Below are 22,060 nucleotides of genomic sequence, written 5' to 3' on the forward strand. Positions count from 1 at the left end.
GCCCTACGCAGGGCATTAGTAACGATGCGGATATCGATCAGCGGTAATTGCGTGCGCCAAACAGGGCCGAGCCAACCCGAACCTCGGTCGAACCTTCCTGAATCGCCAGCTCGAAATCCCCACTCATGCCCATGGACAGGCCTTGCACCTGTTCATGGCCCAACTCCACCAGACGATCACGCCACTGGCGCAACGTAGCAAAACAGGCGCGCACCGCCTGAGGGTCCTCGCTATTGACGGCCATGGTCATCAAACCCCGGACGTTCAGGGTATCGAGCGAGCGCAAGGACTGCATGAAAGCAGGCAATTGCTCCGGGGCCAAGCCAAACTTGCTGGGTTCGGGCGAGGTCTTGACCTGAACAAGCACATCCAGGCTACGCTGCTCGGTTTGCAGGTGCCGATCCAGGGCCTGGGCCAGCGACAAACGGTCCAAAGACTGGACTTCGCTGGCCAGGCGTGCAATATCTTTAGCCTTATTACTCTGCAGATGGCCTATCATCACCCACTGCACCGCGCGATCGGCCAGCTCGGCCTGCTTGTCCCGAATCTCCTGAACCTTGTTCTCGCCCATTCGCAACAAGCCCAGGTCCAGAGCTTGCGCCAGCACGGGCACAGGAAAGGTTTTGCTGACCGGTAAAAGCGCCACCGCACCGGCAGGGCGGCCGGCCTGCAAGCAAGCCTGTTCGATACGTTGGCGCAATTGCGCCAAGCGACCAGAAAGGGAAGAGTCAGAAGAATCCATCAATGCACCAGCACCCAGATAAAACCATCGCAAACGCTGCAAACACAACAGCGGCCATTTCCGATAGCATAACTGCTGCACACGGCCATCGCTAAGCCAATCCACAGCGTCTTTGCCGTGTTCTGCATCTAGGCGTAATTTGCATCTTCACTGTGTACTCGTATCCCGTTTCCCCAACTTTATCGAGGAGCTCATGACAGATCGTCCCACCCATGCTTTGCCGTCATACCTGAATGCCGACGACGTCGGCCCATGGGGTATTTATCTCGAACAAGTGGAGCGAGTCACTCCGTATCTGGGCAAATTGTCCCGATGGGTTGAAACACTCAAGCGCCCCAAGCGCACACTGATTGTCGACGTCCCCATCGAACTGGATAACGGCACCGTGGCCCACTTTGAGGGCTACCGCGTTCAACACAATACGTCCCGTGGCCCAGGCAAGGGCGGCGTGCGCTACCACCAGGATGTCACCTTGTCCGAGGTAATGGCGCTGGCTGCCTGGATGTCGATCAAGTCAGCGGCCGTGAACCTGCCCTTTGGCGGTGCCAAGGGCGGTATTCGTATTGACCCACGCCACTACTCCCAGGCCGAACTGGAACGTATCACCCGCCGCTACACCAGCGAGATTGGCGTGATCATTGGCCCCAACAAGGACATTCCCGCACCGGATGTGAACACCAATGCCCAGACCATGGCCTGGATGATGGACACCTATTCCATGAACGTGGGCGGCACCAGCACCGGTGTAGTCACCGGCAAACCCGTGTCCCTGGGCGGTAGTCTTGGCCGGGTAGAAGCCACTGGCCGTGGCGTGTTTACCGTGGGTTGTGAAGCAGCTCGCGACGCCGGTATCAACCTCAATGGCGCCCGCGTCATTGTGCAAGGTTTCGGGAACGTGGGTGGCACGGCCGCCCGCCTGTTCCAGGAAGCGGGTGCCAAAGTGCTGGCCGTACAGGACCACACGGGCACGGTCTACAACCCCAACGGTCTGGACGTGCTGGCCTTGCTGGACCACATGGAACAACACAAAGGTCTGGCCGGAGCACCCAACGCCGAAGCCATTTCCAATGACGATTTCTGGCACATCGAAACCGATCTGCTGATCCCGGCCGCGCTGGAAGGCCAGATCAACAAGAACAATGCCGACCGCATCCGCGCTCGCATTGTGATCGAAGGTGCCAATGGCCCCACCACCCCCGAAGCCGATGACATCCTGAACGACAAGGGCGTGACCATTGTCCCGGACGTGGTGGCCAACGCCGGCGGTGTGACTGTGTCCTACTTCGAGTGGGTTCAGGACTTCTCCAGCTTTTTCTGGACCGAGGACGAGATCAACAATCGGCTGGAAATGATGATGCGCGCGGCCTACACCACGGTAGCGGCCGTTGCCAAAGAGCACAACGTCACCCTGCGTACCGCTGCCTTTATTGTGGGTTGCGCCCGCATTCTGGAATCTCGTCAGGTACGCGGCCTGTATCCCTAAGCTCATAAGGCGGCATACTCGGTTTATGCCGCTTTTTATGCGCAAAATACAGCGCTTGTGCAAAAAAATCAGGGGGAAAGCGGTAGAATCGGGGCATCCAGGATATGACACCCGTATGAAACCCTTACCCCCTTTCTCTTTGACCGCAAGGACGTTGCTGTGAATAACAATGACCTGAACGCGGCGGTCCAGGTACGCGACATCCACAAACGCTTTGGCACCAACGAGGTGCTCAAGGGCATTTCCCTGCAGGCCCACAAGGGCGATGTACTCTCCATTATCGGCGCCTCGGGCTCGGGTAAAAGTACCCTGCTGCGCTGCATTAACCACCTGGTCGTCCCCGATCAGGGCGAAGTCCAGATCGGCAATGACATTTTGCGCAGCCATCGCAACCGCAAGGGCATTTGCCAGACAGACAATCCGCGTCTGTTGGAACAAGTCCGCGCCCGCTTGGGGATGGTGTTTCAGAACTTCAATCTATGGTCGCACCGCACGGTGCTGCAAAACGTCACCGAAGGCCCCATTCACGTCAAGGGCCGCCCGGCCCGTGAAGCGGCTGAATACGCCCGAGAACTGCTGGGCAAGGTCGGCCTGAGCAACAAGTGCGATGCCTACCCGGCCGAACTGTCCGGCGGCCAGCAGCAACGCGTGGCCATTGCCCGTGCGCTGGCCATGGACCCGGACGTCTTGCTGTTTGACGAACCGACCTCCGCGCTGGATCCGGAAATGGTGGGTGAGGTACTGCGCGTCATTCGCCAACTGGCCCAGGAAGGTCGCACCATGATCCTGGTCACCCACGAAATGAATTTTGCGCGTGACGTGTCCTCCGAGACCATTTTCATGCACAACGGCCTGATTGAAGAACGTGGCCACCCCAAAGAGCTGTTCGATAGGCCACAATCCGAGCGTCTACAGCAGTTTCTACAACCAATGCAGTAAGATCATCGCTTCGTGAATACGACACAGGCTGGAAAACCAGCAGGGCCAAGACGGCCCTGACCAGCCTATCCACAAAGGAGAGCCAGACCATGAGTTTCCTCAGCAAGACCCTGATCTGTGCCAGCCTGGCCCTGTTGGGCTCCCAGGCTGCAATGGCAGACACCCTGAAAATCGGCACGGAAGGCGGTTACCCACCATGGAGCATGGTGGATGCAGCCGGCAAGGTTACCGGCTTTGACGCCGACGTGGGCGCGGCTCTGTGCAAAGAGCTCAACAGCGACTGCAAGTTCATCGTACAAGCCTTTGACAGCCTGATTCCTTCGCTCGATGCCAAACGATTTGACCTGATCATCTCGGGCATGTCCTACACCCCCGAGCGTGCCAAGCGCGTGAACTTCAGTATTCCTTACGCCGTTGAAGACGCCATTTTCGTTCTGCCCAAGAACAGTGAACTGGTCGGCGCCGACAACGAACAAACCATTTTTGATGGCCTGGCCGGTAAAACCATTGGCGTTCAAGGCGGCACCACCCACGGCGCTTTCCTGACCAAGAAAGCCCCCAAGACGACCATCAAGAACTACGAGACCCTGGACCAGATGCAAATCGATCTGGACGCCGGTCGCCTGAACGGCACTTTTGCCGACCTGACCTCGCAATCGAAGTTCCTGCATAAAGTCGGTGAAGACAACTTTGCCCTGTCCAAGCTGGTCATCAAAGGCTCTTCCGACCCCGAGACCCTGGGTTATGGCATTGCCGTCGGTATTCACAAAGACAATGCAGAGCTGAAAGCCAAGGTTGACGCTGCCCTGTGCAAGCTGATCGATGATGGCACCGTCAAGACCGCCAGCGAAAAGTGGTTTGACATCGACATCGCCAACTACGAGATCTGCAAGAAATAAGTCGAGAAGTACCACTTGATGCTAGAGACTATTTTTAATGTGCTGCGCGAAGGCTGGGGCTGGATGTTCCTTCGCGGAGCAGCAATGACCTTGCTGATCTCCGTTTTGGGCATGGCCCTTGGCGTAGTCATTGGGATTACAGGAGCCAGCATCAAGACCAACGGGCCGCGCTGGCTGCGTGGCCCCGTCAGCCTGTACACCACGGTTGTTCGCAGTATCCCCGAGCTGCTCATCATCTACCTGCTGTTTTTCGGCTCGGTGCAGTTTGTCTCCGATCTGGCCGACTTCATGCGCATGGAAGATGTGGTGACGCGCTGGTTCCCTGCGCTGGTCGGTATTTTGGCCATTGGCCTGATTGCAGGCTCTTACAGCGTGGAAGTGTTTCGCGGCGCCTTGCAAGCCATTCCCGAAGGCCAGATCGAGGCGGCCAAAGCCATTGGCATGTCCCCCTGGCAGCGTCTGCGCCGCATTATTTTGCCGCAGATGTTCTGGTACGCCCTGCCCGGCGCCAATAACGTCTGGCAAACCGCACTGAAAGACACGGCCCTGATCTCCCTGGTAGGCCTGGTCGAGATCATGCGTGCCGCTACCCTGGGTGCCGCCAATACGCGCGAGCCCATGGCTATGTACCTGATTGCAGGTGTACTTTATTTTCTGATTGGTGCCTGTAGTCAGGCCCTGTTTTTGCTGGCCGAACGTTACACCGGCAAAGGCATGAGAGCCCAGGCATGATTGATCTGGAATTATTCAATACCACCGTCGAAACCCTGTTCAAGGGCTTTGGCATGAGCGTGTATATCGGCTTGTGGGGCATTGTGCTGTCACTGTTCATCGGCCTGTCGCTGGCCCTGATGCGTCAGTCCCATAGCCGTATTTTGCGCAGCTTCGCCTTTAGCTACAGTACCGTGTTCCGTGGCACGCCCTTGCTGGTGCAATTATTCCTGCTGTACTACGGCGTGGGCACCCTGAGTTTTGTAAAGGAGTCACCCACTCTGTGGTGGCTGTTCAGCGATGGCATGCGCTGCGCGATTCTGGCCATTGGTCTGAATAGTGGGGCGTATGTCAGCGAAGTTTTCCGTGGCGGCTTTCAGGCCGTGCCGGTTGGCCAGATCGAAGCGGCCAAATCCATCGGCATGTCCGCCTGGATGCGATTTCGTCGCGTGGTTTTTCCCTTGGCGATTCGCCAGGCACTGCCCGCGTACAGCAATGAAATCGTGCTGGCCATCAAAGGCACCAGTCTGGCCTCGACCATTGCCGTCATGGACCTGACCGGCCACGCCAAACGCTTGATGAACCAGAACTACGCCATCATCGAGACCTTTGTGGTTGCGGGCCTGTTGTACTTGCTGATTAACTTCACCCTTCTGTCGGTGGTCCACCTGATCGAGCGTTGGTTGAAAGTTCGCCGTTAAACCGGCATTATCTCAAGCTCTGCGCCCCCTCTAGCGCAACAACTGGATGCGGAGCACGACCTCAATGCCAATACGCCCCAAACTGGTCCTGGTGGGCACGGGTGGCACCATTGCTGCCACAACCCAATCCAATACCGGCCTGACCGATTACGACATCACCCAAGGCGTGCACACGCTGCTGCAGGCCGTACCCGGCATCAACGAGCTGGCCGACCTGGAGTGCCATCAGCTTTTCAACGTGGACAGCCGGGCCATGGGTTCGCTGATGTTGCTGGAGCTGTCCCACAAGCTCAATGAACTGCTGGCTCGACCGGACATCAATGGAGCGGTGATTACCCACGGCACCGATACGCTGGAAGAAAGCGCCTTTTTCCTGCACCTGACCCTGAAAACCGACAAACCTGTAGTCATGGTGGCCGCCATGCGCCCCGCCTCGGCCTTGAGTGCAGATGGGCCGCTGAACCTGTATCAAGCCGTGCAGGTAGCCTGCTCTTCGCTGGCACAAGACCAAGGTGTGCTGGTATTGCTGAACGACCAGATCCACAGCGCCCGCTTCCTGAGCAAGCAACACACCACTCAGACCAGCGCCTTCGACTCACCCGATGCGGGCCCCTTGGGGCTGGTCGCAGGTGGTCAGCCACGTTTCATGATGCGCACCCTGCTGCCGCACACGCACAGCAGCCTGTTCGATGTGCGCTCCCAACACAACCTGCCTAAAGTTCAGGTCTTTTACGATCACCCCGATACCCTGGCGGAACTGTATCGCCATGCAGCACAAAGCGGTGTGCAAGGCATTGTAGTGGCGGCAACCGGCAACGGTAGCCTGACCCCCGGCGCACTGGAAGGCGTCAGCCGGGCGCACAGACTAGGCGTGGTTTGTGTGCGAGCCTCGCGCATCCACGCAGGGCCGGTGACGGACAGCGCCTACGATGAGGACCATCACACGATCGCGGCGCACTATCTGCCCGCACAAAAAGCCCGGATTTTGTTAATGCTCTGTCTGGCTGCTCAGTTGGAGCACGATGAGATAGCGGCGGCTTTCCGCGACTATTAAGGCTCGGGCTTCAGTCATCGTCCCTTAGACGCGCCGACCAGGCGACGACCCGAGGCGGCACGCTGGCTGTGGCTGCCAAAGACGAACGGCCGATACCCGACCAGTAACTATGCAAGGGCTGTTCGGCAACCGCTTCCTCAAGCGCAATACCAGTGGGTTCAACCCAGTTCCAACTGCCGCTGGCTGCTAAAGCATCTTGGTTCACCCGTTAAAGGGTCTACAAAGGCAATATGCCGCGCCAGTAACTGCAAAGGCTGGCTGAAATCGTCTGCATCGCGCTCCGCCAGCAGCACGGGATAAAACACATCGTTAATGATGGGCGCACCCAGACTGCTCAGGTGTACCCGCAACTGATGTTTACGACCACTCTGGGGCCGCAAGCGGTACAGCGCCAAATGCAGCCCCTGCTCGGTATGCCAATGACGCTCGCACAGGATCTCGGTGCTACTGTTCGGCTCTCCGGCAACCTCTTCCATCACAAAGCGGCCAGGCACCTCTTTCATACGGCTGCGATACACCAGTCCATCGGCCAGTTTTTCCTGAAACGGCGCGACCGCTTCGTATTCCTTCTCAATACCGCCTTGCTGAAACAAGGACTGATAGGCTCCACGAACGGCAGGGTCACGGCAAAACAACAAGATTCCCGCCGTCTCCCTGTCCAGCCTATGGATGGGGCTGATGTCATCCTCGCCAAAGTCTCGCCGCAGACGAGTCAGCGCCGTTTCGTATAAGTAGCGTCCACCCGGCGTTGTCGCCAGGAAATGTGGCTTGTCCACCGCAATCAGATGCTCGTCCGCATACAACACGGGCATCTCGAACGGCACGGTCGCTTCGTTTTCCACCATGCGGAAGTACCACAGCCAGCGATCAGGCTGATAGCTGGAGCCCGGCTGCTGCGGCACACCGTTTTGATCCAGGATATCGCCCCGCGCCAGGCGCTCTCGCAATACCTCCGGGTCCATATGCGGAAAACGCTCCAGGAGAAAAGCGTCCAGCATTATCCAGGGGCCACGCGGGCACCACACTTTGCTGGGGCTGACCCCATTGCGCGACGGTACAGGTGAAGAGCAACTGATCGGTGACATTACAAAAGCCAAACAGAAAACAGCCCGCTAAAGGCGGGCCTGAAATCCAGGGCCATCAGTGTACTACCAGCCACCACAAGGGCGGCTGGTAGAGACGGTACCCAGACTTAAACCGCCGGGTTCGCAGGCAAAGCACGCCGCATTCGCACACCTTGCCGGATCCATACCCAGAACAAGATCAGCAAGGCAGGCAAAAATACCCAAAACTCAGAGGGACGATCGGGATGCGGCACCTTCACTTGCTCAATATCCCAGCCCTGCTCCCAGCCTGCTCGGCGCGCTGAACTGCCAAAGGCAACCGATGCCACTTGAGCCGTGTCTCCAAAGGCCATGACCGTCAGGCCAGCCAAAGACAGACGTTTGCTGGCTGCGGCCAGACCTGTCGCCTGATCCCCTTCTGGCAGGGCAGGCAAGGACACGGCAACCGTTTTCTGCAGATCCTTGCCTTCCAGGTTCATCCCGGCCAGTTGCACCACCAGATTGCCCCCGTCCGGGGTGTTCTGCACCACCTGCATCAACTCGGATGCAGGACGGCTTTGGTACTTCTCGCTGACATGATCCATGAACCAGTCCGGACGAAACAGCATGAACGTAGCCAGCAAGAGTAAAACGGTCTCAAGCCAACTGGTTTTAATACGCAACCACCCGATTGTCGCCGCCGCAAAAGCCAGCGACGCCACCGTTGAGCCCACCACCACCAGAACCAGCTCCCAGGCACTGTGTATGCCGATCAACAACAGCATGGGATTGAAGATGAACATGAAAGGCAGCACCGCCGTACGCATGGCATAGGTCACGCCCTTCACGCCGGTCTTGATCGGATCCTCCCCTGAAATGGCCGCTGCCGCAAAAGTGGCTAAGCCCACAGGCGGCGTAATATCGGCCATGATCCCGTAATAGAACACGAACATATGGACGGCAATCAGCGGAATCACCATACCGCTTTGCGCTCCCAGCTCCACCACAACGGGCGCCATCAACGTGGCCATCAGAATGTAGTTGGCGGTCGTGGGCATGCCCAAACCCAACACCAGACACACAGCGGCCGTAAAGAACAGCATGACCAGCACATTACCCATGGAGACCAGCTCCACAAAAGCCGTCATACGCAGGCCCAAACCAGTCAGGGTAATCGCTCCCACAATCAAGCCGGCTGTCCCGCAGGCAATCCCGATACCCACCATATTGCGGGCGCCTTCCTGCAGTCCTGTCCACACCTCGCTGACACCTTGGCGCAGCGGTTGCGCCGTTGCCTGTTTACGGAACCAGGCAATGATGGGGCGCTGTGTGGCCATCTGAAACAACATGGCCACAACGGCCCAGAAAGCCGACAAGCCGGCAGACATCACCTCTACCGTCAGGCACCACACCAAAATGCCGATCGGGATCAGGAAATACAAGCCAGCACGTACGGTGGGCCAAGGCTCGGGACGCACGGGCGTGTTCACATTAATATCGGTAGGCAGGTCTTCGTGGTCCGCTGCAATTTTCAGCAAGTACACATACAGCACCAGCAACAAAAGCAACAAAATCCAGATAGCCGCATCACCGGCGATTGCCTGAACCCCAACACCTATCCAATAGACCAGCCCCATCACACTCAGGGTGCCGGCCGTACCCATGCCCCAACCCGCTAATTTCTGGATGAAGGTCTTGGGCTTGCCCGAGGCCATCATGGGTTGAATACCCAGCTTCAGCGCTTCCAGGTGCACGATATAAAACAGCGCAATATATGAAATAACCGCAGGCAGCAAAGCATGACGAATGATATCGGTGTAAGGAATGCCGACATACTCGATCATCAAAAAGGCAGCCGCCCCCATGACCGGCGGCATGATCTGGCCATTGACGGACGAGGCCGTTTCAATCGCCCCGGCCCGAATGCCGCCATAGCCCGCTTTTTTCATCAAGGGAATGGTAAAAATACCGCCTGTCACCACATTGGCGACCGAAGAAGCCGACACAAGACCGTTCACGGCCGAGGAGACCACAGCCACTTTGGCTGGCCCGCCCCGCAAATGCCCCAGCAAGGCAAACGAGACCTGCATCATGTAATTACCCGCCCCGCAGCGATCCAGCAAAGAGCCCAGCAATACAAAAATAAAGATATACGAGACAGAAACGCCCAGGGCAACTCCGTACACACCCTCCGTGGTCAGCCACATATGCGAAACCAGGCGCTGCAAGGAGGCGCCCCGGTGAGACAAGGCATCCGGCAGCCAGGGGCCCAGAAAAATATAGGCAATAAAGACTATCGCCAGCACCGCCATGGGCGCGCCCAACGAGCGCCGCGTCGCCTCCAGCAGCAACACCAGACCCATACTGGCCACCACCACATCCATCGTGGTGGGGATACCGGGGCGCGAGGCCAATTCCTTATAGAAAAAGAATAAATACGAGCCGCAAAAGGCCGCAATCAGGGCCAATAGCCAGTCATGAATCGGAATTCGGTCGCGCGCGGATTGTTTGCTTGCAGGAAACGCCAGATAGGCCAAAAACATGGCGATGCCCAAATGCAGGGCTCGCGCTTCTGTGTCATTGAAAATGCCCAGATTCAGGGCAAATGGCAGCGGAGAGGCGTACCAAAGCTGAAACAAGGACCAGCCTATTCCAACCAAAAACAAAACCATGCCTGCAACGCCAGCCACAGAGCGTCCACCACGGTCTACATCGGCAACCAGTTTTTCCAGCTCTGCCGTTTCATCCTGTGTCAGGGCCAAGTCTGGCCCCATTTTTTTATGTTCTTGTTGTGTCATTTACTGTATCTCCAGGAAAACCCGGCGTGGAGCCCGAGTACCACCAGCCAGGCACCCGATCCACCTGGACTGCGCAGCCCAGGAACCCCAGACCAGAGGCAAGGCCACAGCTAGGGCCATGGCACTTGCGGCCAGGCTGGCACAGCCAGCCTGGTGTCAATCAGACTGTCTTACAGCAGCCCTTTTTCCTTGAAGTACTTTTCAGCGCCTTTGTGCAATGGAGCAGACAAGCCGTTCTTGACCATGTCTTCTTTCTTCAGATTCGCCAACGCAGGGTGCAAGCGCTTGAAATCATCAAAGTTGTCGAACACCGCTTTGACGACGTTGTAGACAGACTCTTCCGGTACGTCCTCGGACGTCACAAAGGTTGCCAGAACGCCATAGGTTTGGACATCGTCAGGATTGTTGGGGTACAAGCCACCAGGAATCGCGACCTTGGCGTAGTAGGGATAAGTCTCGACCAGCTTGTCCACCGCAGGACCGGTCAGAGGCACCAGCTTGGCGCCGCAAGAGGTGGTGGGATCCTGGATATTGGCCGAAGGATGGCCTACGCCGTAGATAAAGCCGTCAATCTTGCCATCACACAATGCCGGGCCGTGCTCATCGGGACGCAGCTCCGAGGCCAGTGAGAAAAAGCTGTTATCCAGCCCCATGGCCTGCAACAACTGATCCATCGAGGCGCGTGTGCCCGAACCCGGATTGCCTACGTTAAAACGCTTGCCCTTGAAGTCGTCAAACTTGCTGACATTGGCCTCTTTGCGAGACAGCACGGTAAAGGGCTCCGGGTGAATGGAGAATACCGAACGCAGCTTCTTGTACGCCCCACCGTCCTTGAACTGGCCTTCTCCGTTGTACGCGTTATAGCCCACATCAGACTGCACCACACCCAGGTCCAGCTCACCCGCTTTGATGGTGTTGACGTTAAAGACCGAACCGCCCGTGGATTCCACCGAGCAACGTACGCCATCCGTACCACGATCCTTATTGACCAAGCGGCAAATAGCGCCACCGGCCGCGTAATACACCCCGGTCACACCCCCTGTCCCGATACTGACAAACTTCTGCTGGGCGCTGGCAGGCAAGGGGCTGAGCAACATGGCGCACATCGCTGCCGTTGTGCTAAGTGCCCACACTGCTTTCTTACCTGTTTTCTTACTAATGTGTTCCATCTTTGTGTCTCCCATGGGGGTATCCCCGGTTTGTGTGACCGGTACGACCGGTTTGTTTACATAGACGAAGCGGGGTCAACCGCTTGGTCCTGTTGCCAATAAACTCCCTGACTTCGAAATGAAGACTCCAGCTGCGCGAGACGCTGCACCACTGTCTTACCGCCCAAGGTGGCGATCCGTGCCAACAAATGTTCTGCAACGGTGACCGTGCCCACTAGAGAATGAAAAAAACTGGCCGCTGGCTGCTCGCTGGCCTGTGCATCAAACAACAAGACATGTTTGGCCCCCTGGGCCACCGGGGACAGCACACTGTCAGTTACCGCGACCACCGTGATGCCCTGCTGCACCGCCTGATGCACACTATTGACCACTGTTTTGACATATGGCGCCTGGCTGATCACAACCAGCACACCCCCGCTGTCCAAACCGGCGTCCAGCTCCAGGAACAAGTCTACGGCCCGGTTCAGCAAGACACCATTACCACGTATCAATTGATAGGCATAATGCATCTGGAACGCGCAGGCAAAACTGACCCCCAGACCGATAAACCCCACTTTGGAGGCGCCCAGAAGCGCCTGGGCACAAGCATCCAGAGCGCTGGCTGAATTCAGTCTCAAGACCGACTCCAGGGCCTGCTCTTGTTGCTCCCCCAGGTCCCGTATTTGTTGTTCTGAGGCCCGGTTACCTTGCAAATTTTGCGCTCGCGCCGCCATCGTGCCGCCATTGCGGTGCAGGGCCTGCTGAAACGGCTCACGAAAACCGTCGTAGCTTTCATAACCCGCCGCTTTAGCCAGACGAAGCATGGTTGCCGGTGCAACCGACAACTCCTGGGCCTGTTTGCGCATGGACCACAGGCTGACTTCAACAGGATGGCGCTCCACCCATTGCGCAGCGCGACGCAGCTCGGGCGTCAGACCAGGCAAGATACGCTGCAAACGCAACAAGGGCTCCATTTGTCGTCCTACTCACATATCAGTGCAATAAAACGCATGTTAATCTGGAGAACACTAAAAAAAACAAATGTTTTCCTAGGGTTTGCCCGCAAATACCTATAATTATTTCTTTTTTGCGTGGGCAAACTCAACGCTGGCGTCAGCTCTTGCTAGCGAATCTCAAAAAAATCATATCGTTTGTCAGTATAAGAGCGCTGTATATCCACCTGCTCGACCACGGCATGCTCGGGCCCGATATACAACCAGCTGACCATACTGTCGATGACATCAGCACTGCCCTGCAGCAGCAGTTCTACGGAACCATCCCCAGCATTGCTGACCCAGCCCTTGACGCCATACAAATGAGCATGACGCAAGGCGCTGGCTCGAAACCCGACCCCTTGCACACGCCCCTTAACACGCACCTCTACCGTTTCACAATCCGCCATTCGCCTGCTCCTGCTATTTATCGCCGAAATACGGCACGCATCCGCCCCACATCTCGATATTCAGTTAAATTAGTCACATCATTGTTGCATGATCGCCCCCGTCCCCGATTATCTGCTTTGTGCAGCCATTACCTTATGAATTTGCCCCGCCTTTTTACTTTATCGATGTGCAGGGCAATGTACATGCTAGGCATGCTGGTTGCACTAGGATTTGTATCACCACCGACCCAGGCAGCCCCCCACGCCCAGCAACATATCGTACGTATAGGCGTTTACGAAAACCCACCTAAACTCCTGCTCGACAGTCAGGCCCGTCCCGGCGGCATCATGGGCGAACTGCTGCTGGAAATTGCCAAGCGTGAAGGCTGGACACTGGAAGCCGTGCAATGCGACTGGCAACAATGCCTGAACGCCCTGCAAAATGACCTGATCGATATCGTGCCGGGCCTGGCCTACTCCCCCGAACGCGCTACCCTGTACAGCTATCACAGCCGAGCCGTACTGGAGGACTGGTCACAGATATTCACGGGAAAAGGCACGCATATTAGTGCGCTGAACGACTTGAATGGCAAACGCATTGCCGTCATGAGCGGAACCCTGCAGCTAACCCAGCTCTACAATATTTTGCAGAAACTGGAGCTTGGCTCCAAGCTGGTCATTACCGACTCCCAATACAACGCGCTCAAACTGGTCCAGACAAAACAGGCCGACGCCGCCGTCGTCGGCCATTTATTTGGCGTACGTCATGCAGGCGAACATGGCCTGAAAACCGCGCCTATCCGGCTAGAGCCCACCAGCACTTACTTTGTGACCGCCAAGGACCGCCACCTGGACCTGTTGGCCGCTATTGATACTCATATCAAGCAGTGGCAAGACAATAACGATCCGTTCTACACAGAGACACTGAACCAGTGGGGCCTGCGCCTGATTGAAAAACCAACCAAGCCCTGGATCATCCCCGCCTTGCTCACACTGGGTATCTTGCTGACCCTTGCCCTGCTCACCGTGAGCCTAATGCGCATTGGCCTGCGTCGTCAGCGCAAAAAACTGGTCCGCACCGAGCATCATCTGCATACCGTGCTCGATGCCATTGACGCCTACGTCTACATCAAGGATGACCAGTTTCGTTATCAATACGCCAACCGCAAACTATGCGAAGACCTGAACTACACCACGGTCAGTATTGTGGGTAAAACCGACCAGGACTTGTACGCCAACAAACAAACCATTAACGAATTCCGTCATAACGACGAGCAGGTGCTGTACAGCGGTGAACGCCTGGCTGTAGAAGAAGTGGTACGGGACCGGAAAGGCGATGTACGCGCCACCTTTTTCTCCATCAAAATGCCGGTCCAAGACCCCGAGACTCAACAAACCAGCCTGTACTGTATTTCCACCAATATCTCGGCGCTCAAAGCCACGCAGTCAGAGAACTACCGGCTGGCTTTCTACGACCCGCTCACCGAACTTCCCAACCGCCGCCTGCTGATGCAACGCCTGGAACGCCACCTGCAAACCATAGAGCCTTACAAACGACCTGGTGCGCTGTATTTCCTGGATCTGGACCGATTCAAGCACATTAACGATGCGCGGGGACACGCCATTGGCGATGCGCTGCTACGCAAAGTGGCGCGCCGCCTATCCTTGATGATTGACCCCCAAGACATCGTGGCCCGCTTGGGTGGGGACGAATTTGTCATCCTGAAGATACTGCAACTCGGTACGGTACGAGACTGCCACAAAGAAGCCCTGGAGTTTGCCGAACAGGTACGCACCCGTCTGGAAGAGCCCTACAGCATTGAAGGCCACTCTTACTTGAGCAGCAGCAGTATTGGTCTGGCCTTGATTACCGACAGCACCCTGACTGCAGAGGACCTGATGCGACAAGCTGACACAGCCATGTATCGGTCCAAGGAAAATGGTCGCAACCAGATCACCTTGTACGAACCTGGTATGCAAGAGGCCCTGGAAGAGCATCTGAGTCTGCAGCACGATCTGCGTTTTGCGATTGGCTCGGATCAGTTGCGCCTGTTTGTCCAGTCCCAGTACGACAAGCAAAACCACATCTGCGGGGCCGAGGTGCTGCTGCGCTGGTTACACCCAACACGCGGTATGCTGACCCCCAATCTGTTCATTCCCCTGGCGGAAAGCACCGACTTGATCACGCCCCTGGGCGACTGGATCATGGCATCAGTCTGTGATTTGCTGCTACAGACCCAGGAGTGCAGCTTTCCCATTTCCATTAATGTCAGCCCGATTCAATTCCGCCGCCCTGACTTTGCTCGCCGCACACGCCAGATCCTGGAGACCAGCGGCGCCCCCGCCCATCGTCTGATCTTTGAAATTACCGAAGGCGTACTGATGGAAGACTTCTCCTCGGCCAACAGCATGATGCGCGAGCTCAAAGACCTGGGGATCCGCTTTTCCATGGACGACTTTGGCACAGGCTATTCCAACCTGGCCGCCATCCGCCGCCTGCCACTATACGAGCTGAAAATGGACCGCAGCCTGATCCTGGGAGTACCCATGGAGCAGGAAGCCAACGCCATTGTGCGTACGGTACTGGCCATGGCACGGCAACTAGGGCTGCACGTAGTCGTTGAAGGTGTGGAAAATGAGCAGCAAAAGGAGTTTCTGCTACGCCGCGGCTGCCATGCCCTGCAAGGCTATCTATTCAGCGCGCCGCAGTTGGTAGAGCACTGGCTGGAGGCAATTGAGCAGGAAGATGGCGCTCAACCGTAAACGCCATGGGCCGCCCTCAGCCAGCCTATACAAAATCACGACACCATATCGGTTGCGGGAACAGGCACCTAAGCTTTTAACAATTAGGCATCCGACTCTTTGCCCTGCGCCGGCTCGGTATCCTCGGGCAAGACCCAATCCAGGCGCTCGTGTTCTATATCCGTATGCAAGGGTTCGATCCCCGGCTGGGTACGCTTGGCCCGGGCCGATAGCTCGGCAAAGCGGCTGACTTTCCCGTACAAGCCCTGCTGACCTGCCAATGCTGTCACCGTACTGTTGTAGTGCTTGCCCGCCTGCCCCAAGGTTTCGCCCAGCTTTTTCAGGCGCTCAGCCAAGATAGATACCTGGTTATAAATATCGCCCGCACGTTGGCTTAGTTCGTGAGCCTGCTCGTTGCTGCGCACCATCATCCAGATATTGGCTACGGTACGCAAAATAGGCAGCAAGGTGGTGTGCGAGACCATCAGGACATTTTTGCCCAGGCCGTAGTCGAACAAGCCATGCTGTTGCTGCAAAGCCTGCATATATGCCGCCTCGATAGGCACGTACATAAACACGAAACCGGGGCTGTTCAGGCCAGACAAGGCGCTGTAATCCTTGGAGGCCAGATCATCAATATGCTTGCGTAGCGCCTGCACATGGGCTTGCAGACTTTGTTGGCGTTCCTCGTCAGTCTGAGCGCGGATGGCGCGATCATAGTCCACCAAGGACACTTTGCAATCGAGCACCAGATGCTTGTCCTGCGGTAGATGCACCACGAAGTCAGGGTATCGCAGGCGACCTTGCTCGTCGCGAGCTTGCCATTGTGTATCAAAGTGGACACCGCGCACCAAACCAGCCACTTCCAGCGTTTTTTCCAACTGGGTTTCACCCCAATTACCAGTGGTCTTTTTATCGCCTTTCAAGGCCACAGCTAAGGAATGTGCTTCAGCACTCATGCGCAGACCCATTTCCTGCATACGTTGCAGCTCCAGACTCAAGGCGGTCTGGCCTTTGACGGATTCATCATGCACTTGATTCACGCGCAGTTGAAAGCCTGCCAATTGTTCTCGAAAGGGTCGCAGCATTTCATCCAGGGTGCGTTGACTATCCTGACGCAGCGTCTGCCCTTTGGACTCCAGAATCTGCTGGGCCAGGGACTCAAACTGCAAGCGCATCTGCTCGCGGCTATGTTCCAAGTCCTCTTGGATGGCCTGATTGCGCATCTGCTGAGCCTGCAACTGGGCATCGCGGCGTATCAGTTCCTTGTCCAGCTCCGCCGCCCTGTCCTGCGCCAGGGCCAGATCTTGTTCCAGACGTGCACAGCGATCCTCCAGAACTTGCTCAACAGGCGCTCTCATGCGCGCTCGCAGCCACAACCCGATCAGCAAGCCCAGCGCCCAAGCGACCAGGGCAATCAGCACATCCAACCCGCTAAAATCCAGCTCCATTCACCCTACTCCTGACCAGCACTGCCAGTTCAGGAGTGCCCTGACTGGTCTGTCTGGCTAAGCCTGCTATTTAACCGTATAACGCTGGTAATTTATACACCCTTTTTCAGTCGTTCCCGAAAGGCGATAGGGTGAATCCATCCTGCCCGCATCAGTAGCCAACATTCCCTTGCACCGTCACATCCAGACAAAACTGGACGCTAAATCCCGTATTTGGGGGACATATCAGAAACGTCTGCTCGTTACGATAGTTAGGTCTCTGATTTTGATGTCCTGTCATGAACTGGATCAGCAATGCACGGATCGTGGCGATTTTCTCTGTCGTTTGCCTGCATATCGCCGCCTACGCCGTCCTGAATGCCGAGTTGGGCACAGCCAACTGGTGGAGTGGCAATCTCTACGATGCCGCCACCCGCTGGTGTGTACCGGTGTTTGTCATGGTCAGCGGTGCGCTCTTGCTGGAACCCCGTCCCCAGGAGGGCATGAAGCGCTTCTACCGCAAGCGGGCGTCGCGAGTCTTGCTGCCACTGCTGTTCTGGACCGCGTTTTATCTAGGCTGGACGGCCTTCAAGCAGCATTGGTGGACGCCAGACGCTGACCCTTATCCCTATCTGGAGCGGCTGCTGCAGGGTCGGCCTTATTTCCACCTCTGGTTTCTGTACATGATTGTGTTCCTGTACCTGTTCACGCCCTTTTTGCGTCGTATGGTTCAGAACACCAACTTGAAGCAACTGGCCGCGCTGACCGGGGCGGCCTTCGTGCTATCTGCCCTTAGCACGCTCAGTAAGCCAGAGCTAAACACCCACTCTGCCCCCTTCTTCACCTGGTTCCTGTCCTATCTGCCCTATTTTCTGCTGGGCTATCTGCTACGCAAAGTGCCGGTGCGTATGCCCCGCTGGCTGACTATGACGGTGCTGCTCAGTAGTATCGCGGCCACAGCCTGGGGCTTTTATGCGCTGGCCATCACCCACGACCGGCAAACCGCTGCGTACTTTTATGACTACCTGAGTATTACCGTCATCCCCATGTCCATCGCGCTGATTCTATTGCTGCGTGACTGGAACCAGCCCTTGATCAACTCGCGGATCAGTGCCCATCTGGCGGAGCTGACCTTGGGGGTGTATTTGATCCACCCCTGGCTGATCGACCTGATGTACCGCTATCTGTTCACGGCGCTGGATTTCAATGCACTGTGGTCGATTCCGGTGCTGGCGGCCGCCATCTATGGTCTATCCCTGTTGCTGACGGCGGGCTTGAAAGCCATGCCGGTGTTGCGGGCGACGGTCTAGGATTAAGGACGAAACGGCGCATCATCAATAGGTGAAGCCTCTCCGGTCAGGTGCGCGGCCAGAATCGCTGCACTGCCACACGCCAAGGTAAAGCCCAATGCGCCGTGGCCTGCGTTCACCCACAAACGACCGGCCAGCGTGCTGGCCCCTACAATAGGCTTGCCCGAAGGTGTTGCAGGGCGCAAGCCTGCCCAAGTCTGTGCCTGTTCCAACGGCAAAGCGGGAAACAGATCCTTCACCTGCTGCTTCAAGGCCGCCATACGATCGGCCGGAATATCCAACCCATCAAAGCCGATATCCACCATGGCAGCCATACGCAGCACCTCGCCCAAGCGGGCATACACGATGCGCTGTTCGTAATCCGTCACGCTGATGGCGGGCACGGCTTGATTCAAGCCTTCCAACGGCAGGCTCAAGCTATAGCCCTTTAGCGGGTAGATCAGAGGGCGGCCACCCAATTGGCGCAACAAAGGCACCGTGCCCATACCGCTGGCAACAACAAACTGATCGGCCTGGATCTCACCTTCTGCGGTTTGCACAGCGCGGATATCGCGCCCTTCCCTCACAAAGCGCTGCACCGGCGTATTGAGTTTGAGCTGGTAATCGCGGTCATTTTGCATGCGCTCATGCAAGGCCACAGAGAACAGATAAGCATCCCCTGCCTCTTCGCTAGGGGTGTAAATCGCACCCTGCAAGCGCGAGCCCAACGTCTGCAAAGAAGGCTCCAGCTCCAACACTTGAGCCGCTTCCAGCACTTGCTGCGAGGAGCCCATATCCGCCTGCAATTGCGCCTGCTCACGGGCATGCTGAAACGGGCCGGGGCTGCGAAACACAATCAACTTGCCATTGTTTTGATGGGCAAATTCCAGATTGAAGCGCTCTTGCCAGTCGTGCAAAATGTCGCGGCTCAGGTAGGACAAGGTCAGCATCTGCGCGGTGGTACGGCGCACCACATCACCCCGGCAGGCTTTCAGAAAATGCAGCAGCCAGCGCCATTGTTGCGGACTCAGCGCAGGCTTAAAACGCAACGGCGAGTCGTTCTTCAATAACCAGCGAGGCAAATCCTTGAATACGCCAGGATCAGCCAGGGGGGCCACGTAGCTGTAGCTCAGTTGTCCACCATTGGCAAAGCTGGTCTGTCCGGCCACTTGTGAACCCGCCTCCAGTACCGTGACCTTCACCCCTTTCTGGCGCAACATGAACGCGGTACTCATTCCAATGACACCGGCGCCGATAATACATACATGCATGAACATACCCCCAATAACTGGCCTCTATTGTCTTGGGGGGTGCTACAGAGCGCCAATGAATAGTTGGCGCTCTCCATAACCCTGGGTTATGGAGTCAAGATTCCGCTCAGTCCGGGAAACGACATTCCAGCAGAGCCTGCCGGATGTGGTCCAGCACCCGCTCACGCGAGCCAGAACCCGCATCATCATGGGCCGTCAAAATACTGACTGGGATAGGCAACGGCTCGGGCAAGCGGTGTATGGCCAGGCCCCGACCTTGCATGGCGCGGGCAGTGACCAGGTCCACCAGGGCCTCACCCACCTGCTGCACAACCAGGTTGCACGCCACGTAATGGGTCTGTACACGCATAAAGGGGGCCACATCGGGGGCATAGCGTTGCAGCAGATCCTCAACCATCGCGCCCACAGGATCATTAGCGTCTAAAGCGATAAAAGCGCGCTCGGCCATCTCCTCCCAATGACGCAAAGGAGCAACACCCGGCAAGGTCACGTGCACCAGTTCGGTATCGGCCAGAACCTGTTGTTGCACGCCCGAGGACTCGCCCTGATCAAAACTGATCACCATATCCAGGTCGCGCGTTTCCAGGGCTTGTAATAACTCCCCACTGTGATGGGTACGCAACTCGAAACTCATGGCCGGGTGGGACTGGCGACAACGGCTCAAGGCCACCGGCAATAGCTCCAATCCGAAAGCCGGGCTGCTGCCGATACGCCACAGGCCTTCATGATGAGAGCGCAGATTGCGCGCCAGTCGGCTGACGTCATCCAGATTCTGATGTAGACGCGCAACGTAGGGTGCCAGAATGCTGGCCTCACGCGTGGGGATCAGGCGGCCACGTACGCGATCGAACAACTTAAAACCCAGCTGCATTTCTGCCGTCGCCAACATTTTGCTGGCCGCAGGCTGAGAGATATGCAGCAACTGTGCGGCCTGCGTCAAAGAGCCACCGCGGCAGATCGCATCAAAAATTTCTACATGCCGCCACCGCATCAATTGCCCCCTCTGGTGCGTGCTGAGTTGAAAAACACCTATTATGCGGCAAGTCAGCCTGTGAAGCGGTTTGCCCAGAGTCTTGCCCATACAGGAGACATCACACGACGGCCACGCCGCCAGAACAATCCTTTTCAGCCACTCAGGCCAGACGGTTTCAACCCATCCCATCCTGGTACAAAACGCCTCAGCCCTTCATGCTTACTTGGTATCCTATACCCCTTTCAGAGTTTTGCCGTGCGCCAGACGCCGGACGAGTTTATGGCTGCTACCCCCTACAAAAAACGCGAACCCAATATCCGTGAACAAGTCTATGGCATGCTTCGCCAGGACATTGCACTGGGCAAGATCAGCTTTGAGGTCAGGTTGGTTGATAATGAAATTGCAGCCAGCCTGAACGTGTCGCGCATGCCCGTGCGCGAAGCCCTGTTGCAGCTTAAAAACGAGGGCGTGCTCGAGAGCACCTCGCGCGGCTTTGTCCTGAAGATCTACACCCCACAAGATATTGAAGACATCTTCTCGGTACGTTTGCTATTGGAGCCTTCCGCCGCACACCTTGCCTGTCAGCATCAAAGTGCAGTGGGCTTGCGTGCCATGGGGCAGGCGGTGGCGCGCATTGAAGCCACGCATCAGCAAGGGGATCCTCTGGACAACATTCAGGCCAACTGGTCGTTTCGTAGTGCCTGGATCAATATGGTGCCCAACAAGCAGCTCATCGATACCATGGAGCGTTTGCATGACCGGGCCGATCAAGCCCGTATCGCCTGCCTGCAAGACCCGCTTTTCCGTCGAGAAACCTTGCAACGCGCTCAAGGCATCTACCAGGCTTTTGAGCAGGGCCAGCCTGAACAGGCCGCGCAAAAAATTCATGAAAATCTGGTGATCTGCAGCTCCGCCTATTGCATCAAACAAGCCGAACTGCTGTCCCACTAGCGCATGGCCAGCCCCTGGCCCGGCCTCCTGAAGTAACAAGCCATTACAGAACCCGCTTTCAAAAATAACTATTATTCATAACGGTTAGTTTAAATCTGCTTTTGGAGTATTAAATGAAGTTTATTTCCGCTGCCCTGCTTACCCTGAGCCTTGCCGCCCCCGTCTACGCCGCCAACGCCGATCTGTATGAACAGATCTGGGCTGGCCAAGCCGAGCAAGTCATTACGGCGATGCAACAAGACAAAGCCCTGGTCAATGCCAAGCTGGACGGCTATACCCCATTGCATCTGGTCAGCATGAACGGCAACAAAGAAATCGCCCGCTTCCTCCTGGACAATGGTGCCGATGTTAACGCCCGCGATTTTGAAGGCTATTCGCCACTGGTGCGTGCCAATGCAAATGGCAACAAGGAAATCTCGGCCATGTTGATCGAACGCGGCGCCAAAGAGTTGCGTCCCTGATTCTGGGGCCGGGCATCAATGAAACAAGCCGGCATGGCCGGCTT

Annotated in this window: 19 protein-coding genes; 10 read left to right on the forward strand and 9 right to left on the reverse strand. The window is 56.7% G+C overall.

Annotated features, from left to right (window positions below; translation table 11 throughout):
* Window positions 1–37: 37 nt before the first annotated feature.
* A complete protein-coding gene (locus AC6I6N_RS13155) occupies window positions 38–742 on the reverse strand; it encodes a YggS family pyridoxal phosphate-dependent enzyme (RefSeq protein ID WP_125278032.1) in 705 nt (234 codons plus the stop codon).
* A gap of 193 nt (window positions 743–935) precedes the next feature.
* Here AC6I6N_RS13155 and AC6I6N_RS13160 point away from each other — a divergent pair, with 193 nt between their 5' ends.
* The 6 genes from AC6I6N_RS13160 to AC6I6N_RS13185 all read left to right on the forward strand — a co-directional run bounded on the left by AC6I6N_RS13160 (window position 936) and on the right by AC6I6N_RS13185 (window position 6,529).
* Entirely contained in the window at window positions 936–2,225 is a 1,290-nt protein-coding gene (locus AC6I6N_RS13160; RefSeq protein ID WP_094195307.1) for a Glu/Leu/Phe/Val family dehydrogenase, read from the forward strand.
* 159 nt (window positions 2,226–2,384) lie between these two features.
* Window positions 2,385–3,164, forward strand: a complete 780-nt coding sequence (locus AC6I6N_RS13165; RefSeq protein ID WP_094195306.1) for an ABC transporter ATP-binding protein — start codon at window positions 2,385–2,387, stop codon at window positions 3,162–3,164.
* Between the two features lie 89 nt (window positions 3,165–3,253).
* Window positions 3,254–4,063: a transporter substrate-binding domain-containing protein gene (locus AC6I6N_RS13170; protein WP_094195305.1), complete on the forward strand. Its 810-nt coding sequence runs from the start codon at window positions 3,254–3,256 to the stop codon at window positions 4,061–4,063.
* Between the two features lie 18 nt (window positions 4,064–4,081).
* Window positions 4,082–4,795, forward strand: coding sequence for an ABC transporter permease (locus tag AC6I6N_RS13175; protein WP_094195304.1), 714 nt, complete (start codon window positions 4,082–4,084; stop codon window positions 4,793–4,795).
* Window positions 4,792–5,475, forward strand: coding sequence for an ABC transporter permease (locus tag AC6I6N_RS13180; protein WP_094195303.1), 684 nt, complete (start codon window positions 4,792–4,794; stop codon window positions 5,473–5,475). The genes AC6I6N_RS13175 and AC6I6N_RS13180 overlap by 4 nt, the downstream gene beginning before the upstream one ends.
* Window positions 5,476–5,539: 64 nt before the next feature.
* Window positions 5,540–6,529, forward strand: coding sequence for an asparaginase (locus AC6I6N_RS13185; protein ID WP_249460852.1), 990 nt, complete (start codon window positions 5,540–5,542; stop codon window positions 6,527–6,529).
* Between the two features lie 158 nt (window positions 6,530–6,687).
* On the opposite strand, the gene AC6I6N_RS13190 is transcribed toward AC6I6N_RS13185, so the two are convergent.
* The 5 genes from AC6I6N_RS13190 to AC6I6N_RS13210 all read right to left on the reverse strand — a co-directional run bounded on the left by AC6I6N_RS13190 (window position 6,688) and on the right by AC6I6N_RS13210 (window position 12,920).
* Window positions 6,688–7,614, reverse strand: a complete 927-nt coding sequence (locus AC6I6N_RS13190; protein WP_249460849.1) for a pseudouridine synthase — start codon at window positions 7,612–7,614, stop codon at window positions 6,688–6,690.
* Between the two features lie 107 nt (window positions 7,615–7,721).
* On the reverse strand, window positions 7,722–10,370 hold the full coding sequence (locus tag AC6I6N_RS13195) for a TRAP transporter permease (RefSeq protein WP_234354370.1): 2,649 nt from the start codon (window positions 10,368–10,370) through the stop codon (window positions 7,722–7,724).
* A 170-nt stretch (window positions 10,371–10,540) separates the two neighbouring features.
* Window positions 10,541–11,539 (reverse strand): TAXI family TRAP transporter solute-binding subunit, encoded by a 999-nt coding sequence (locus AC6I6N_RS13200; protein ID WP_094195300.1) that lies wholly within the window; start codon window positions 11,537–11,539, stop codon window positions 10,541–10,543.
* A 56-nt stretch (window positions 11,540–11,595) separates the two neighbouring features.
* Window positions 11,596–12,492, reverse strand: coding sequence for a MurR/RpiR family transcriptional regulator (locus tag AC6I6N_RS13205; protein WP_094195299.1), 897 nt, complete (start codon window positions 12,490–12,492; stop codon window positions 11,596–11,598).
* Window positions 12,493–12,641: 149 nt separating this feature from the next.
* On the reverse strand, window positions 12,642–12,920 hold the full coding sequence (locus AC6I6N_RS13210; RefSeq protein WP_094195298.1) for an acylphosphatase: 279 nt from the start codon (window positions 12,918–12,920) through the stop codon (window positions 12,642–12,644).
* A 183-nt stretch (window positions 12,921–13,103) separates the two neighbouring features.
* On the opposite strand from AC6I6N_RS13210, the gene AC6I6N_RS13215 reads away from it, so the two are divergent.
* A complete protein-coding gene (locus AC6I6N_RS13215) occupies window positions 13,104–15,662 on the forward strand; it encodes an EAL domain-containing protein (protein WP_230019479.1) in 2,559 nt (852 codons plus the stop codon).
* Between the two features lie 83 nt (window positions 15,663–15,745).
* Here AC6I6N_RS13215 and AC6I6N_RS13220 read toward each other — a convergent pair whose 3' ends face one another.
* The gene (locus AC6I6N_RS13220) at window positions 15,746–17,092 is read right to left on the reverse strand and encodes a DNA recombination protein RmuC (RefSeq protein WP_497943558.1); all 1,347 of its coding nucleotides are present in this window, start codon (window positions 17,090–17,092) and stop codon (window positions 15,746–15,748) included.
* Window positions 17,093–17,370: 278 nt separating this feature from the next.
* Between AC6I6N_RS13220 and AC6I6N_RS13225 the strand changes: the two genes are divergently transcribed.
* The gene (locus tag AC6I6N_RS13225; protein ID WP_321269264.1) at window positions 17,371–18,381 is read left to right on the forward strand and encodes an acyltransferase family protein; all 1,011 of its coding nucleotides are present in this window, start codon (window positions 17,371–17,373) and stop codon (window positions 18,379–18,381) included.
* Window positions 18,382–18,383: 2 nt separating this feature from the next.
* Here the strand turns inward: AC6I6N_RS13225 and AC6I6N_RS13230 are convergent, their stop codons facing one another.
* Both AC6I6N_RS13230 and AC6I6N_RS13235 read right to left on the reverse strand, forming a co-directional pair.
* The gene (locus tag AC6I6N_RS13230; RefSeq protein WP_497943559.1) at window positions 18,384–19,631 is read right to left on the reverse strand and encodes a D-amino acid dehydrogenase; all 1,248 of its coding nucleotides are present in this window, start codon (window positions 19,629–19,631) and stop codon (window positions 18,384–18,386) included.
* Window positions 19,632–19,737: 106 nt separating this feature from the next.
* On the reverse strand, window positions 19,738–20,622 hold the full coding sequence (locus tag AC6I6N_RS13235) for a LysR family transcriptional regulator (RefSeq protein ID WP_094195294.1): 885 nt from the start codon (window positions 20,620–20,622) through the stop codon (window positions 19,738–19,740).
* A gap of 261 nt (window positions 20,623–20,883) precedes the next feature.
* Between AC6I6N_RS13235 and AC6I6N_RS13240 the strand changes: the two genes are divergently transcribed.
* Together AC6I6N_RS13240 and AC6I6N_RS13245 are read left to right on the forward strand one after the other, a co-directional pair.
* Window positions 20,884–21,555 carry a GntR family transcriptional regulator gene (locus AC6I6N_RS13240; protein ID WP_094195293.1) on the forward strand — a complete coding sequence of 224 codons (672 nt, stop codon included), beginning with the start codon at window positions 20,884–20,886 and terminating at the stop codon, window positions 21,553–21,555.
* A gap of 113 nt (window positions 21,556–21,668) precedes the next feature.
* Window positions 21,669–22,016 (forward strand): ankyrin repeat domain-containing protein, encoded by a 348-nt coding sequence (locus AC6I6N_RS13245; RefSeq protein WP_094195292.1) that lies wholly within the window; start codon window positions 21,669–21,671, stop codon window positions 22,014–22,016.
* The last annotated feature ends 44 nt before the right edge of the window (window positions 22,017–22,060 follow it).

This window comes from Alcaligenes sp. LTN-3 (assembly GCF_059735605.1).

Coding starts and splice junctions, on each gene's coding strand:
- AC6I6N_RS13180 (WP_094195303.1), top strand. CDS start 4,792: ATGATTGATCTGGAATTATTCAATACCACCGTCGAAACCCTGTTCAAG.
- AC6I6N_RS13245 (WP_094195292.1), top strand. CDS start 21,669: ATGAAGTTTATTTCCGCTGCCCTGCTTACCCTGAGCCTTGCCGCCCCC.
- AC6I6N_RS13170 (WP_094195305.1), top strand. CDS start 3,254: ATGAGTTTCCTCAGCAAGACCCTGATCTGTGCCAGCCTGGCCCTGTTG.
- AC6I6N_RS13210 (WP_094195298.1), bottom strand. CDS start 12,920: ATGGCGGATTGTGAAACGGTAGAGGTGCGTGTTAAGGGGCGTGTGCAA.
- AC6I6N_RS13205 (WP_094195299.1), bottom strand. CDS start 12,492: ATGGAGCCCTTGTTGCGTTTGCAGCGTATCTTGCCTGGTCTGACGCCC.
- AC6I6N_RS13230 (WP_497943559.1), bottom strand. CDS start 19,631: ATGCATGTATGTATTATCGGCGCCGGTGTCATTGGAATGAGTACCGCG.
- AC6I6N_RS13215 (WP_230019479.1), top strand. CDS start 13,104: ATGCTAGGCATGCTGGTTGCACTAGGATTTGTATCACCACCGACCCAG.
- AC6I6N_RS13160 (WP_094195307.1), top strand. CDS start 936: ATGACAGATCGTCCCACCCATGCTTTGCCGTCATACCTGAATGCCGAC.
- AC6I6N_RS13240 (WP_094195293.1), top strand. CDS start 20,884: ATGGCTGCTACCCCCTACAAAAAACGCGAACCCAATATCCGTGAACAA.
- AC6I6N_RS13185 (WP_249460852.1), top strand. CDS start 5,540: ATGCCAATACGCCCCAAACTGGTCCTGGTGGGCACGGGTGGCACCATT.
- AC6I6N_RS13220 (WP_497943558.1), bottom strand. CDS start 17,092: ATGGAGCTGGATTTTAGCGGGTTGGATGTGCTGATTGCCCTGGTCGCT.
- AC6I6N_RS13175 (WP_094195304.1), top strand. CDS start 4,082: ATGCTAGAGACTATTTTTAATGTGCTGCGCGAAGGCTGGGGCTGGATG.
- AC6I6N_RS13225 (WP_321269264.1), top strand. CDS start 17,371: ATGAACTGGATCAGCAATGCACGGATCGTGGCGATTTTCTCTGTCGTT.
- AC6I6N_RS13190 (WP_249460849.1), bottom strand. CDS start 7,614: ATGTCACCGATCAGTTGCTCTTCACCTGTACCGTCGCGCAATGGGGTC.
- AC6I6N_RS13155 (WP_125278032.1), bottom strand. CDS start 742: ATGGATTCTTCTGACTCTTCCCTTTCTGGTCGCTTGGCGCAATTGCGC.
- AC6I6N_RS13235 (WP_094195294.1), bottom strand. CDS start 20,622: ATGCGGTGGCGGCATGTAGAAATTTTTGATGCGATCTGCCGCGGTGGC.
- AC6I6N_RS13195 (WP_234354370.1), bottom strand. CDS start 10,370: ATGACACAACAAGAACATAAAAAAATGGGGCCAGACTTGGCCCTGACA.
- AC6I6N_RS13200 (WP_094195300.1), bottom strand. CDS start 11,539: ATGGAACACATTAGTAAGAAAACAGGTAAGAAAGCAGTGTGGGCACTT.